The organism is Pseudomonas sp. MWU15-20650 (assembly GCF_023242475.1).
Lineage (GTDB): Bacteria > Pseudomonadota > Gammaproteobacteria > Pseudomonadales > Pseudomonadaceae > Aquipseudomonas.
This window is the reverse complement of record NZ_JALJFG010000003.1, coordinates 145,967-159,869: the sequence shown is the minus strand read 5'-3', so window position 1 is coordinate 159,869 and position 13,903 is coordinate 145,967. Positions and strand designations below refer to the sequence as shown.

The following is a 13,903-nucleotide window of genomic DNA, read 5'->3' as shown; positions in this document are numbered from 1 at the left end:
CCTGAAAAATACCTCGGCGCTTGCCGGGGTATTTTTTTGCCTGCAGGTTTCGATGAAAGTCATGCGGGGACGGTGATCGTACAACCGCCATGGGCTATGATGCCGTCTTTAGTTCGCCAAGAAAGATGGTTCATATGGAAAACGCCAGCACCGCCCCACGTCTTCCCCGCAAGCGCCGCAGCCTTGCCCAGGAATTGGTCACGGTGTTGTCCGAGCAGATCCGCGACGGCCAGCTCAAGCGTGGTGACAAGCTGCCCACCGAGTCGGCGATCATGGAAGCCCATGGCGTCAGCCGTACGGTGGTGCGTGAGGCCATATCGCGTTTGCAGGCAGCGGGGCAAGTGGAAACGCGTCACGGTATCGGCACTTTCGTGCTGGACACACCCAGCCCCAGCGGCTTCCGGATTGACCCGGCCACGGTGGTTACCCTGCGTGATGTGCTGGCGATTCTTGAGCTGCGTATCAGCCTGGAGGTGGAGTCGGCGGGGCTCGCGGCGCTGCGTCGCAGCGATGAGCAGTTGGCGGCCATGCGTGCGGCCCTCGATGCCTTGAATGAAAGTGCGGCCCACGCTGGCGATGCGGTGGCGTCGGACTTCGCGTTCCACCTGGAAATTGCGCTGTCTACCGGCAACCGCTACTTCACCGACATCATGACGCACCTGGGCACCAGCATCATTCCGCGTACCCGCTTGAATTCGGCGCGACTGGCTCATGATGATCAACAGCACTACATGAGCCGTTTGAGCCGCGAACACGAAGAAATTTATGAGGCGATTGCTCGTCAGGATTCGGATGCGGCGCGGGCGGCGATGCGCTTGCATTTGACCAATAGCCGCGAACGGCTGCGCCAGGCCCATGAAGAGGCACAAGCGCAGCGTAATTGAAGGATAAGCCGATCCAGTGTGGGAGCAGTTGAGCGCCGGCGCTACTGACAATTGTGCTGCCTGACACACCGCTATCGCAGCCTCGCTAAAGCTCGACAACTCCCACATTCGATCTCCGTTTACCTGCGTGTTACGTTCGCTTAGCTGGCGGGCTGGTTGGGCGTGTAGTCCTTCAGAAGCAGGTAAGTACTCCAGCCCCACCAGTCATTGGTCCAGTGCTTGTCGTTCAGGTCATTTACATCCTTGCGGCGCAGCACCTTGTCCCCCTCCATCTTGAACAGCGGCGAGAAATTGTTCGCCGGGTTTTGTGCTGCGTTCAGGTCCGGCACATACAACGGCGCCTTGAAGCTGGCCGGGGAGGGGGCGACACCGCTGATAAAGGTGTCGAAGATCTCATCGGCCGATGCCTGCACCGCCCGTTTGACCTGTACCCGGTTGTCCGCGTCGATAGTGTCGAAGTAGCGTTTATCCCCATAGGCATGCCATTGATCGCCCATGGCATTGCGGACCTTGAGCCCGAACTTGCTGTCTTCGTCGTGCATGAAGCGACTGATCAGCGAGCCCAGTTCGCCTGGCGTCACCACCGCGGCCAATTGTTTGCGTGGTACGCGCAGGTGGCCGGCGGAAAACAGGTCGGTCAAAAAGTGATCGGCGAAGCTGTTCATGGCGTAGGCCAATTCCAGGGCCTGGTCGGTGCCGGTCTGATGGGCCACCACCGCCTGTTGCAATGCTGCCGTATGGCCGGCCAAGTAGGCGGAAAGGGCCCATTCACCGAAGTGGTCGGCGTTGTCCGCTGCCAGCTTCAGGTAGCGGCCCAGCGGCACGAGGGCCGAAACAGCGCTGCCACCGCCGGTAATGCGGTTCCACTCCTCGGACAACGTATCACCCAGGGCGTCATAGGCTTCGTGCGCCTGTTTGCCGTCCTTGATCGCCTGGTTGACGGCGTTGATTTCCTTTTGCATCACCGCCAGGATCTTCTGCGCTTCTTCCCGTGAGGCGGGCAGTACGGCAAGAGAATTGAAGGCCGCGATGAAGCGTTGCACGCGCTCGGCCGGGGAGTTGCCATCGCTGATCGGTTGGCCGGGGATGCCATAGAAGTCGCCGCCCAGGGCGATCACTTGGCCATAGGTCAGCGCAAGCCCGTTGGGCAGGTGCAGTTCGACTTGGCGCGCAGGAATGGCCGGGGCGTCCTTGACGAAGCGAAGCAGGGTGTCATCGCCGATGGCGGTGTGTTCACCGCCTTCGAAGCGCAGGGTAGGCGGTGTTTTTTCGGGTGCTGCGAGTTCAAGACCTGACATGTTAGCTCCTTGCTATGCCGTAGGAATTTTCTTTGATAACTGTATATCCATACAGTTATATGAATCATAGGTGAGAAATTTCCTACGTCAAGAGCCGCGTCTTAAGCCTTCGCAGGATCACGACGGATGAATTGCAGTTGACGAATTTATTTATAGTTGTACGATGACGTACGACATCATCAAAACCAACAACAACCTTTCGTTAGAAAGTCTTCGCCCAGGGTGTTCGAATAATGAATCCACAAGAACTGAAGTCCATCCTCTCCCACGGTCTGCTGTCTTTCCCGGTGACCGATTTCAATGCCCAGGGTGACTTCCACCAGGCGGGCTACATCAAGCGCCTGGAATGGCTAGCCCCTTACGGCGCGACCGCTTTATTCGCTGCGGGCGGTACCGGTGAGTTTTTCTCCCTCGCCGCCAGCGAATATTCTCAAGTGGTAAAAACCGCCGTTGATACCTGCGCTTCCAGCGTGCCGATTCTTGCCGGTGTCGGTGGCTCTACCCGCCAGGCCATCGAGTACGCCCAGGAAGCCGAACGCCTTGGCGCCAAAGGCTTGCTGTTGCTGCCGCACTACCTGACCGAAGCCAGCCAGGACGGCGTTGCCGCCCACGTAGAGGCGGTGTGCAAATCGGTAAAAATTGGTGTGGTGGTCTACAACCGCAATGTCTGCCGCTTGACCGCGCCGCTGCTGGAGCGTCTGGCCGAGCGCTGCCCGAACCTGATCGGCTATAAGGATGGCCTGGGTGATATCGAGTTGATGGTGTCGATCCGCCGCCGTCTGGGCGACCGTTTCAGCTACCTCGGTGGCTTGCCGACTGCCGAGGTTTACGCCGCTGCCTACAAGGCCCTCGGGGTGCCGGTGTACTCCTCGGCGGTGTTCAACTTCATTCCGAAAACCGCAATGGATTTCTATCACGCCATTGCCCGCGAAGATCACGCAACCGTCGGCAAGATCATCGACGACTTCTTCCTGCCCTACCTGGACATCCGTAACCGTAAAGCCGGTTACGCGGTGAGCATCGTCAAGGCGGGCGCAAAAATCGTCGGTTACGACGCAGGCCCGGTGCGTACGCCGCTGACCGACCTGCTGCCGGAAGAATATGAAGCCCTGGCCGCGCTGATCGACAAGCAAGGCGCGCAATAACTTATCTACAGGGCCGCTGAGCAATCAGCGGCCTTTTGTGTCAGGAGAAGATTCGTGTCCCAAGCGAAACGTTTTGAGAACTACATCAATGGCGAGTGGGTGACCGGCGCCGACTACTGCACCAACATCAACCCGTCGGATCTGTCCGATGTGATTGGCGAATACGCCAAGGCCGATGTGGCCCAAGTCAATGCAGCCATCGACGCCGCTCGCGCGGCTTTCCCGGCCTGGTCGACATCCGGTATCCAGGCGCGTCACGATGCTCTGGATAAAGTCGGCAGTGAAATACTCGCCCGTCGCGAAGAGCTCGGCACCCTGCTGGCCCGGGAAGAGGGCAAGACCCTGCCGGAAGCCATCGGCGAAGTGACCCGCGCCGGTAATATCTTCAAGTTTTTTGCCGGTGAATGCCTGCGCCTGTCCGGTGATTACGTGCCCTCGGTGCGCCCGGGCGTCAACGTTGAAGTCACCCGCGAAGCCCTGGGTGTGGTGGGCTTGATCACCCCGTGGAACTTCCCGATTGCCATCCCCGCCTGGAAGATCGCCCCGGCCCTGGCCTACGGCAACTGCGTGGTGATCAAGCCTGCGGAACTGGTGCCGGGCTGCGCTTGGGCCCTGGCGGAAATCATCTCCCGCGCCGGCTTCCCCGCAGGTGTATTCAACCTGGTGATGGGCAGCGGTCGTGTGGTGGGCGATGTGTTGGTCAACAGCTCGAAAGTCGACGGTATCAGCTTCACCGGTTCGGTTGGCGTGGGGCGGCAGATCGCCGTCAGCTGTGTATCGCGCCAAGCCAAAGTGCAGTTGGAGATGGGCGGCAAGAACCCGCAGATCATTCTCGACGATGCTGACCTCAAACAGGCTGTCGAGTTGTCGGTGCAGAGTGCGTTCTACTCCACCGGCCAGCGTTGCACCGCATCGAGCCGTCTGATTGTGACCGCCGGGATTCACGACCAGTTTGTCGCGGCGATGGCCGAGCGCATGAAGTCGATCAAGGTCGGCCATGCTTTGAACAGTGGCACCGATATTGGCCCGGTGGTATCCCAGGCCCAGTTGGATCAGGACATGAAATACATCGACATCGGCCAGAGCGAAGGCGCCCGGCTGGTGAGCGGTGGCGGCCTGGTCACCTGCGACACCGAAGGCTATTACCTGGCGCCGACGCTGTTTGCCGACAGCGAAGCCGCCATGCGCATCAGCCGTGAAGAGATCTTCGGCCCGGTGGCCAATGTGGTGCGCGTGGCGGACTACGAGGCGGCGCTGGCCATGGCCAATGACACCGAGTTCGGCCTGTCGGCGGGCATCGCCACCACTTCGCTCAAATATGCCAACCACTTCAAGCGCCACGCCCAGGCCGGGATGGTGATGGTCAACCTGCCGACTGCCGGCGTGGATTACCACGTTCCTTTCGGCGGCCGTAAGGGCTCATCCTACGGTTCGCGTGAGCAGGGTCGCTACGCGCAAGAGTTCTACACCGTGGTGAAAACCAGCTACATCGGTTCGTAGGACGCGTAACCAGTGGGAACCGGCTGCCTGCCGGTTCCCACACTCAAAACAGAAATGATTACCCGCAAAAAAAATAATTAGTGGGAGTACTTCTACATGCAAGCGACCAAGCCGACCCACGTCCGCTATTTGATCCTGCTCATGCTTTTTCTGGTGACCACGATCAACTATGCCGACCGGGCCACCATCGCTATTGCCGGCTCCAGCCTGCAAAAAGACCTCGGCATCGACGCGGTCACCCTCGGTTATATCTTCTCCGCATTCGGCTGGGCCTACGTGGCCGGGCAAATCCCCGGCGGCTGGCTGCTGGACCGCTTCGGTTCGAAAAAAGTCTATGCCCTGAGCATCTTCACCTGGTCGTTGTTCACCGTGTTGCAAGGCTATGTCGGTGAGTTTGGTGTCTCTACCGCTGTGGTTGCGCTGTTTATGCTGCGCTTTCTGGTGGGCCTGGCAGAGGCGCCCTCGTTTCCCGGAAATGCCCGCATCGTTGCGGCGTGGTTTCCCACGGCTGAGCGCGGTACGGCATCGGCGATCTTCAACTCGGCGCAATACTTCGCCACGGTGCTGTTTGCACCGTTGATGGGCTGGATCGTCTACACCTTCGGCTGGCAGCACGTGTTTATCGTGATGGGCGGTATCGGCATCGTGTTTTCACTGGTCTGGTTGAAAGTTATCCACAGCCCGCGTCAGCACCCAATGATCAACGAAGCCGAGTTCAAGCACATTGCTGAGAATGGCGCGATGGTCGACATGGACCAGGACAAGGTCAAGGGGCAGAAAACCGACGGTCCGAAGTGGGACTACATCCGCCAGTTGCTGACTAACCGCATGATGCTTGGCGTGTACCTTGGCCAATACTGCATCAATGGCATCACGTACTTTTTCTTGACCTGGTTTCCGGTGTACCTGGTGCAGGATCGCGGCATGACCATCCTCAAGGCGGGTTTCATCGCCTCGTTGCCGGCCATCTGCGGTTTTATCGGCGGGGTACTCGGCGGTGTGATATCTGATTACCTGCTACGCAAAGGCCATTCGCTGACGTTTGCCCGCAAGGCGCCGATCATTGGTGGGCTGCTGATCTCCAGCAGCATCGTGGCGTGCAACTATGTCGACATCGAGTGGATGGTGGTGGGCTTCATGGCCCTGGCCTTCTTCGGTAAAGGCGTTGGCGCACTGGGTTGGGCCGTGGTTTCCGACACGTCACCGAAACAAATCGCGGGGTTGAGTGGCGGGCTGTTCAATATGTTCGGCAACTTGGCCTCCATCAGTACGCCGATCGTGATCGGTTACATCATCAGCACCACAGGCTCGTTCAAATGGGCCCTGGTGTTCGTCGGCGCCAACGCACTGGTGGCTGTGTTCAGTTACCTCGTGATTGTTGGCCCGATCAAACGCGTGGTGCTCAAAGAGCCGCCAAGCAACGGGCCTGAGCTGACCAACCTGACCCAAGCGCACTCCTGAGGGGCGATGTAATGCAGTTGATTGAACATGCCGACTCGCCGCGCTCGATCCGTTTGCACGAGCGTGACAATGTGGTGATTGTAGTGAACGACCAAGGCGTACCGGCCGGGACTGAGTTCCCCGATGGTTTGGTGACTGTGGAATTCATCCCGCAGAGCCACAAGGTGACCCTGGAAGACATTCCCGAAGGCGGTCAGATTATTCGCTATGGCCAGACCATTGGTTACGCGCTAGCGCCGATTCCGCGTGGCAGTTGGGTGCAGGAAGATCAACTGCGCATGCCAACCGCGCCTCCGCTGGACAGTTTGCCACTGTCCACCGAGGTGCCGGACACCCAGGCGCCACTGGAGGGGTTTACGTTCGAAGGGTATCGCAATGCCGACGGCACTGTGGGCACGCGCAACATCCTGGGCATCACCACCACGGTGCAGTGCGTCACCGGTGTGCTGGACCATGCGGTCAAGCGCATCAAGGACGAGCTGTTACCCAAGTATCCACACGTGGATGACGTGGTGGCGCTGACCCATAGCTACGGCTGTGGCGTGGCCATCACGGCAGCGGACGCGTATATCCCGATCCGGACCGTGCGTAACTTGGCGCGCAATCCGAACCTGGGTGGCGAAGCCCTGGTAATCAGCCTGGGGTGTGAAAAATTGCAGGCCGGGCAGGTGATGCACGACAACGACAGCTCCGTCGACCTGAGCGAGCCGTGGCTGTATCGCTTGCAGGACTCCAGCCACGGCTTTACCGAGATGATCGAGCAGATCATGGCGTTGGCGCAAACCCGGTTGAAGAAACTCGACCAGCGCCGCCGCGAAACGGTGCCGGCTTCCGAGCTGATCCTGGGGATGCAGTGCGGCGGCAGTGACGCATTCTCCGGCATCACCGCCAACCCGGCATTGGGTTATGCCTCGGACTTGCTGTTAAGGGCTGGGGCAACGGTGATGTTTTCCGAAGTCACCGAAGTACGTGATGCGATTTACCTGCTGACGTCACGCGCTGAAAGCAAAGAAGTTGCCCAGGAGCTTGTAAGAGAAATGGATTGGTACGACCGTTACCTGGCCAAGGGGGAGGCGGATCGCAGCGCCAATACCACGCCGGGCAACAAGAAGGGGGGGTTGTCGAATATTGTAGAGAAGTCCTTGGGCTCCATTGTCAAATCCGGTAGCAGTGCGATCAATGGTGTACTCGGCCCAGGCGAACGTTTCAAGCGCAAGGGGCTGATCTTTTGCGCGACGCCGGCCAGTGATTTCGTATGTGGCACCTTGCAACTGGCGGCGGGGATGAACCTGCATGTGTTCACCACCGGACGTGGCACGCCTTACGGGCTGGCCATGGCGCCGGTGGTGAAGGTATCGACCCGTACCGAGCTGGCGCAGCGCTGGCCGGACCTCATCGATATCGACGCCGGGCGCATTGCCACCGGGCGCGCAACCATTGAGGAGTTGGGCTGGGAGTTGTTCCACTTTTATCTGGACGTGGCCAGCGGCAAGAAGCAGACATGGGCGCAGCGGCACAAGCTGCATAACGACATTACGTTGTTCAACCCGGCGCCGATTACCTGAGACCGAGTCGCCTGCATCGGGAGCAAGCCCCCTCCCACATTCGGCCGCGTTCCTACAGGATGGACGCGGTCAAATGTGGGAGGGGGCTTGCTCCCGATGGCGGTCTCCCAGGCGCCGTCGGGCTGCATGGCTTATCATTAGCCAACTAACGACGCCCACCAAGGTTCTCCCCGGCATGCTGGCAATCTTCCTCACCACCCTGACCATCACTGCGCCGGTGTTTGCCATGTTGTTCCTGGGGGTGATGCTCAAGCGCATCAACTGGATCAACGACAACTTTATCCACACGGCTTCGTCCCTGGTGTTCAACGTCACCATGCCGGCGCTGTTGTTCCTGGGCATTGTGCATGCCGACCTGCACTCGGCACTCAAGCCGGGTTTGCTGATCTATTTTGCCGTCGCCACCCTGCTGAGCTTTGCCTTGGCCTGGGGCTGGGCGATCTTTCGCTGTGCGCGTGAAGACCGTGGGATCTACGCTCAAGGCGCGTTTCGCGGTAACAACGGGGTAATCGGCCTGGCCCTGGCGGCCAGTATGTATGGTGACTACGGCATTTCTCTTGGCGCGATCCTCGCGGCGCTGGTGATCCTGTTCTACAACACCCTGTCGACCATTGTGCTGGCGGTGTACAGCCCGGTGATCAAGTCTGACCCGTGGAGCATCTTCAAAAGCGTGGTGGCCAACCCGCTGATCATCAGCGTGATCGTCGCCGCGCCGTTCGCCTATTTTCAGATTGGCTTGCCCGGCTGGCTGGAGAAGTCCCTGCAGTACCTGGCGGATACCACGTTGCCGCTGGCGTTGATCTGCATCGGTGGCACGTTGTCCCTGGCGGCGCTGCGCAAGAGCGGCGACGTGGCGCTGAGCGCGAGTTTGATGAAGATGGTCTGGCTGCCGGTGATCGCGACGCTAGGCGCCTGGCTGCTTGGGTTCCGGGGGCCGGAATTGGGGATTTTGTTCCTGTATTTCGGCGCGCCGACGGCTGCGGCGAGCTTCGTGATGGCCAGGGCCGCCGAGGGCAATCATGAGTTGGCGGCGGCGATTATCGTGATCACCACCCTGATGGCGGCGGTGACCACGAATATCGGCATCTTTGTGCTGCAGGCGGGTGGCTGGATCTAGGCGTCTTTCTGGTAAGCGTCGATCACTTCCTGGGCTGCGCGAAACGCATCGATCGCCGCCGGCACACCGGCATAGACCGCACAATGCAGCAGCGCTTCGCGAATCTCCTCCACGCTGCAACCGTTGTTCAGCGCGCCGCGCACGTGGCCCTTGAGTTCCTGCGGGCATTTGAGGGCGGTCAGCGCGGCAAGGGTGATCAGGCTGCGGGTCTTCAACGACAAGCCTTCGCGGTTCCACACACTGCCCCACGCGTGCTCGTTGACGAAGTCCTGCAGTGGCTGGGTGAACTCGGTTGCATTGCCCAGGGCGCGGTCGACGAACGCATCGCCCATCACCTGGCGACGCATTTCAACCCCGGGTTTTTTCTGATCGGTCATGGCGATTCCCTCTTATGTTGGCGACGCCAGGCGCGCAACGACGTGAACAACAACAAGATCACCAGCGCCGGCAGGACGTAATACAACATCAATTGTTCAAGCTTGGTGGCCAGGGGCATGCCGGTGGTGAATGCCATCACATGCAGGCCGTACGCCAGGTACAGTCCCAGCATCACCAGGCCCTCGGCGCGAGTGACGCGGTAGCCGGTATAGAAGATCGGCAGGCACAGCGTGATGGCGCCGAGCATCACCGGCAGGTCGAAGTCCAGCGCGTTGGGCGACACCGACAGCGGAGATGGCGCCACCAGCGCGGTAAAGCCCAGGACGCCCAGCAGGTTGAACAGGTTGCTGCCGATCACGTTGCCCACGGCAATTTCGCGCTCGCCCCGCAAGGCGGCGATCAGCGACGTGGCAAGGCACGGCAACGAGGTGCCGACGCCGATGAGTGTCAGGCCGATGATGCGCTCCGACAAGCCCAGGTCGCCTGCCACATCCACTGCCGCGCCCAGCATCAGATGCCCGGCCAACACCAATACCAGCAACCCGCTGAGCATCAACAACACGCTGCTCAGCCAGGGCGCCTTGACGACGGTGTCCAGGGTGCGCGGGCGACGCGAATGGCGCGTCTGGTAGTGCAGCACACCCAGGTAGGCTACCAGCGCAACCAGCAGTAGCAGCCCGTCGAACGGTGTCAGCGCTTCATTGGCTGCCAAGGTAAACACCAGCAGGCCGGCAAGGATCATGACCGGGATGTCCAGGCGCACCAGTTGCCGCGACACCCGCAGCGGAATGATCAGTGCCGACAAGCCCAGAGTGACGAGGATATTGAAGATACTGCTGCCGATCACGCTGCCCACGGCGATGTCGGTATTGCCGGCCAGCGTGGCCTGCAGGCTGACGGTCATTTGCGGGGCGCTGCTGCCGAAGGCGACGATGCTCAGGCCGATGATCAGCGGACGTACCTTGAGGCTGGCGGCCAGGCGCACAGCGGCGCGCACCAGGATTTCGGCGCCGACGATCAACAGCAGCAAGCCACTGACCAATTCAAGCAGGCTCCAGGGCGAGAGGGCGTTCAATCCGAAAATGGCCAAGGCTACCTCGATCAGTTGCTCAGGGCTTGCACGCGAACCCGTGCGGTGCCGCTGCCCAGCATACCCAACTGCTCGGCAGCCTTGCGTGAAAGGTCGATCAGGCGCCCACGGGTATGCGGGCCGCGATCATTAATGCGTACCACGACAGATTTTTTGTTGTCGAGATTGGTCACCTTGACCTGGGTGCCGAAGGGCAGGCGCCGATGGGCAGCAGTCAGGGCGTTGAGGTTGAAAGGTTCGCCACTGGCGGTTCTTTTGCCATGGTGCTTGGCGCCGTAATAAGAGGCCGTGCCGGTTTCGTCGTAGCCGTTGGGGTCGATGACGCCACTGGCGCAACCGGCCAGCAAGGAGAGCAGGGCCAGTAGGCCGAGTAGACGCTTCATTTTCAAGATGCCCCCGTATCAAATGTGGGAGGGGGCTTGCCCCCGATGAGGGCGTGTCAGTCGGTACATGTATTGACTGCTACACCGTTATCGGGGGCAAGCCCCCTCCCACAGGGGTTAGATACAGACTTTGGAGTCTGCTCCAACCATTTCACCGCGATCAGCCTTCGAGCTTGCTTTTGAGCAGTTCGTTCACTTGTTGCGGGTTGGCCTTGCCTTTGGAGGCTTTCATCGCCTGGCCGACAAAGAAGCCGAACATCTTGCCGCGCTTGGCTTCGTCGGCCGCGCGGTATTGCTCGACCTGTTCGGCGTTGGCCGCGAGCATTTCATCGAGTACGGCCGAGATGGCGCCGCTGTCGGTGACCTGCTTGAGGCCACGCTTCTCGATGATCTCGTCGGCACTGCCTTCACCGCTGGCCATCGCTTCAAACACGGTCTTGGCGATTTTGCCGGAGATAGTGTTGTCTTTGATGCGCAGCAGCATGCCGCCCAATTGTTCGGCGGTCACTGGCGCTTCGTCGATTTCCAGGCCCTGTTTGTTCAGCAGGCTGCCCAACTCAACCATTACCCAGTTGGCCGCCAGCTTGGCGTCGCCGGCAATGCTCACGACGTGTTCGAAATAGTTGGCTTGTTCACGGCTGGAAGCCAATACGCTGGCATCGTAGACCGACAGGCCGAACTGCTCCTGGAAGCGCTCGCGTTTTTGCTGTGGCAGCTCCGGCAGGGTGGCGCGGATGTCATGGAGGAACGAATCCTCGAGCACCACCGGCAACAGGTCCGGGTCGGGGAAGTAACGGTAGTCGTTGGCTTCCTCTTTGCTGCGCATGGCGCGGGTTTCATCTTTGTTCGGGTCGTACAGGCGCGTTTGCTGGATGACCTTGCCGCCATCTTCGATCAACTCGATCTGGCGACGCACTTCGCTGTTGATCGCCTTCTCGATGAAGCGGAACGAGTTGACGTTCTTGATCTCGCAGCGGGTGCCGAACTCGACCTGGCCCTTGGGACGGATCGATACGTTGCAGTCGCAACGCAGCGAGCCTTCGGCCATGTTGCCGTCGCAGATGCCCAGGTAACGCACCAGCGCGTGGATCGTCTTGACGTAAGCCACTGCTTCCTTGGCACTGCGCATGTCCGGCTCGGAAACGATCTCCAGCAACGGCGTGCCGGCACGGTTCAGGTCGATACCGGTGGCGCCCGGGAATTCTTCGTGCAGGCTTTTGCCGGCATCTTCTTCCAGGTGCGCGCGGGTCACGCCGACACGCTTGATGGTGCCGTCTTCCAGTGGGATGTCCAGGTGGCCCTTGCCGACGATCGGCAATTCCATCTGGCTGATCTGGTAGCCCTTGGGCAGGTCCGGGTAGAAGTAGTTCTTGCGCGCGAACACGTTGTGCTGGCCGATCTCGGCGTCAATCGCCAGGCCGAACATCACCGCCATGCGCACCGCTTCCTGGTTCAGCACCGGCAGCACACCGGGCATGCCCAGGTCTACCAGGCTGGCCTGGGTGTTGGGTTCTGCGCCGAACGTGGTGGCGCTACCGGAGAAAATCTTCGATTGGGTGGCGAGCTGGGTATGAATCTCCAGCCCGATCACAACTTCCCATTGCATAGTGTTCTCCTCAGAAGCCGGTAGGGGTGCGAGTGTGCCAGTCGGTGTTCAACTGGTACTGGTGCGCCACATTGAGCAGGCGGCCTTCCTGGAAATACGGGGCGAGCAGTTGCACGCCAACCGGCAGGCCATCGACGAAACCGGCGGGCATGGACAAGCCCGGCAAGCCCGCGAGGTTGGCGGTGATGGTGTACAGGTCTTCCAGGTACTCGGCGATCGGGTCACCGGTCTTGGCGCCGATCTTCCAGGCCGGGTTCGGCGTGGTCGGGCCGAGGATCACGTCGACTTCTTCAAAGGCCGCCATGAAGTCGTTCTTGATCAGGCGGCGGATTTTCTGCGCCTTGAGGTAGTAAGCGTCGTAGTAGCCGGCCGACAGGGCGTAGGCACCCACCATGATCCGGCGTTGTACTTCGGCACCGAAGCCTTCGCCACGGGAGCGCTTGTACAGGTCGGTCAGGTCTTTCGGGTTTTCGCAGCGGTAGCCGAAGCGCACGCCGTCGAAACGCGACAGGTTGGAGGAGGCTTCTGCCGGCGCGATCACGTAGTACGCAGGAATCGCGTGCTGGTTGTTCGGCAGGCTGATTTCCTTGATTACCGCGCCGAGCTTTTCCAGCTCCTTGACGCTGTTGTGCACCAGTTCAGCAATGCGCGGGTCGAGGCCAGCGCTGAAATACTCTTTCGGCACACCGATGCGCAGGCCCTTGATCGAAGTGTTGAGGCTGGCGCTGTAGTCCGGCACGGGCTCATCGATGCTGGTGGAGTCCTGTTTATCGAAGCCGGCCATGCCTTGTAACAATATTGCGCAGTCTTCGGCAGTGCGTGCCAATGGGCCGCCCTGATCCAGACTGGAGGCGTAGGCGATCATGCCCCAGCGGGAAACGCGACCGTAGGTCGGCTTCAGGCCGGTGAGGTTGGTGAAGGCCGCTGGCTGGCGGATTGAGCCGCCGGTGTCGGTGGCGGTGGCCGCTGGCAGGAAACGCGCGGCAACGGCCGCCGCCGAGCCACCGGACGAGCCGCCCGGCACGTGCTCCAGGTTCCATGGGTTTTTTACCGCGCCGTAGTAGCTCGACTCGTTGGCCGAACCCATGGCGAATTCGTCCATGTTGGTCTTGCCCAGGGTCACGGCGCCGGCAGCGGCCAGGTTGGCGACCACGGTGGCATCGTAAGGCGCCTTGAAGTTGTCGAGCATCTTCGAGCCGCAACTGGTGCGAATGCCCTGGGTGCAGAACAGGTCTTTGTGGGCGATCGGGGCGCCCAGCAGTGCGCCATTTTCACCGTTGGCGCGACGTGCGTCGGCGGCCTTGGCCTGGCTCAAGGCCAGTTCCTCGGTGAGGCTGATGAAGCTGTTGACCTTGGGGTCCAGCTCGGCGATACGCGCCAGCAGGGTCTTGGTCAGCTCTTCGGAAGAAAACTTTTTGTCGGCGAGACCGCGGGCGATCTCGGCCAGAGTCATGTGATGCATGAAAGGCTCTTTCC

At 60.5% G+C, this 13,903-nt stretch carries 12 protein-coding genes; 6 read left to right on the top strand and 6 right to left on the bottom strand.

The window, feature by feature from the left end; translation table 11 throughout:
- The first annotated feature begins 134 nt into the window (after positions 1 to 134).
- On the top strand, positions 135 to 884 hold the full coding sequence (locus tag M5B43_RS04185) for a FadR/GntR family transcriptional regulator (RefSeq protein ID WP_248748917.1): 750 nt from the start codon (positions 135 to 137) through the stop codon (positions 882 to 884).
- 140 nt (positions 885 to 1,024) lie between these two features.
- Here the strand turns inward: M5B43_RS04185 and M5B43_RS04180 are convergent, their stop codons facing one another.
- Positions 1,025 to 2,182: a phospholipase gene (locus M5B43_RS04180; protein ID WP_248748916.1), complete on the bottom strand. Its 1,158-nt coding sequence runs from the start codon at positions 2,180 to 2,182 to the stop codon at positions 1,025 to 1,027.
- Between the two features lie 233 nt (positions 2,183 to 2,415).
- Here M5B43_RS04180 and kdgD point away from each other — a divergent pair, with 233 nt between their 5' ends.
- The 5 genes from kdgD (at position 2,416) to M5B43_RS04155 (ending at position 8,970) form a co-directional block, all read left to right on the top strand.
- Complete coding sequence (kdgD, locus tag M5B43_RS04175; protein ID WP_248748915.1) at positions 2,416 to 3,327, top strand: 5-dehydro-4-deoxyglucarate dehydratase; 912 nt, start codon at positions 2,416 to 2,418, stop codon at positions 3,325 to 3,327.
- 54 nt (positions 3,328 to 3,381) lie between these two features.
- Positions 3,382 to 4,827: an aldehyde dehydrogenase family protein gene (locus M5B43_RS04170; RefSeq protein WP_248748914.1), complete on the top strand. Its 1,446-nt coding sequence runs from the start codon at positions 3,382 to 3,384 to the stop codon at positions 4,825 to 4,827.
- Positions 4,828 to 4,923: 96 nt separating this feature from the next.
- Positions 4,924 to 6,288, top strand: a complete 1,365-nt coding sequence (locus M5B43_RS04165) for an MFS transporter (protein ID WP_248748913.1) — start codon at positions 4,924 to 4,926, stop codon at positions 6,286 to 6,288.
- An 11-nt stretch (positions 6,289 to 6,299) separates the two neighbouring features.
- Positions 6,300 to 7,853: a galactarate dehydratase gene (gene garD, locus M5B43_RS04160; protein WP_248748912.1), complete on the top strand. Its 1,554-nt coding sequence runs from the start codon at positions 6,300 to 6,302 to the stop codon at positions 7,851 to 7,853.
- A gap of 175 nt (positions 7,854 to 8,028) precedes the next feature.
- Complete coding sequence (locus M5B43_RS04155; protein ID WP_248748911.1) at positions 8,029 to 8,970, top strand: AEC family transporter; 942 nt, start codon at positions 8,029 to 8,031, stop codon at positions 8,968 to 8,970.
- Here the strand turns inward: M5B43_RS04155 and M5B43_RS04150 are convergent.
- The 5 genes from M5B43_RS04150 to gatA form a co-directional block, all read right to left on the bottom strand.
- Complete coding sequence (locus M5B43_RS04150) at positions 8,967 to 9,347, bottom strand: carboxymuconolactone decarboxylase family protein (protein ID WP_248748910.1); 381 nt, start codon at positions 9,345 to 9,347, stop codon at positions 8,967 to 8,969. The two genes, M5B43_RS04155 and M5B43_RS04150, sit on opposite strands and share 4 nt — an antisense overlap.
- On the bottom strand, positions 9,344 to 10,399 hold the full coding sequence (locus M5B43_RS04145; protein WP_248749074.1) for a calcium/sodium antiporter: 1,056 nt from the start codon (positions 10,397 to 10,399) through the stop codon (positions 9,344 to 9,346). Before M5B43_RS04145 ends, M5B43_RS04150 begins: the two co-directional genes overlap by 4 nt.
- Before the next feature lie 50 nt (positions 10,400 to 10,449).
- Positions 10,450 to 10,821, bottom strand: a complete 372-nt coding sequence (locus M5B43_RS04140) for a septal ring lytic transglycosylase RlpA family protein (RefSeq protein WP_248748909.1) — start codon at positions 10,819 to 10,821, stop codon at positions 10,450 to 10,452.
- Between the two features lie 160 nt (positions 10,822 to 10,981).
- Positions 10,982 to 12,427, bottom strand: coding sequence for an Asp-tRNA(Asn)/Glu-tRNA(Gln) amidotransferase subunit GatB (gene gatB / locus M5B43_RS04135; RefSeq protein WP_248748908.1), 1,446 nt, complete (start codon positions 12,425 to 12,427; stop codon positions 10,982 to 10,984).
- 10 nt (positions 12,428 to 12,437) lie between these two features.
- Complete coding sequence (gatA, locus tag M5B43_RS04130; RefSeq protein ID WP_248748907.1) at positions 12,438 to 13,889, bottom strand: Asp-tRNA(Asn)/Glu-tRNA(Gln) amidotransferase subunit GatA; 1,452 nt, start codon at positions 13,887 to 13,889, stop codon at positions 12,438 to 12,440.
- Positions 13,890 to 13,903: the final 14 nt, after the last annotated feature.

Bases quoted from the DNA above. Each gene is read 5' to 3' on its own strand.
- M5B43_RS04140 (WP_248748909.1), bottom strand. From the start codon at position 10,821: ATGAAGCGTCTACTCGGCCTACTGGCCCTGCTCTCCTTGCTGGCCGGT.
- gatB (WP_248748908.1), bottom strand. From the start codon at position 12,427: ATGCAATGGGAAGTTGTGATCGGGCTGGAGATTCATACCCAGCTCGCC.
- garD (WP_248748912.1), top strand. From the start codon at position 6,300: ATGCAGTTGATTGAACATGCCGACTCGCCGCGCTCGATCCGTTTGCAC.
- M5B43_RS04180 (WP_248748916.1), bottom strand. From the start codon at position 2,182: ATGTCAGGTCTTGAACTCGCAGCACCCGAAAAAACACCGCCTACCCTG.
- M5B43_RS04155 (WP_248748911.1), top strand. From the start codon at position 8,029: ATGCTGGCAATCTTCCTCACCACCCTGACCATCACTGCGCCGGTGTTT.
- M5B43_RS04165 (WP_248748913.1), top strand. From the start codon at position 4,924: ATGCAAGCGACCAAGCCGACCCACGTCCGCTATTTGATCCTGCTCATG.
- M5B43_RS04150 (WP_248748910.1), bottom strand. From the start codon at position 9,347: ATGACCGATCAGAAAAAACCCGGGGTTGAAATGCGTCGCCAGGTGATG.
- kdgD (WP_248748915.1), top strand. From the start codon at position 2,416: ATGAATCCACAAGAACTGAAGTCCATCCTCTCCCACGGTCTGCTGTCT.
- M5B43_RS04185 (WP_248748917.1), top strand. From the start codon at position 135: ATGGAAAACGCCAGCACCGCCCCACGTCTTCCCCGCAAGCGCCGCAGC.
- gatA (WP_248748907.1), bottom strand. From the start codon at position 13,889: ATGCATCACATGACTCTGGCCGAGATCGCCCGCGGTCTCGCCGACAAA.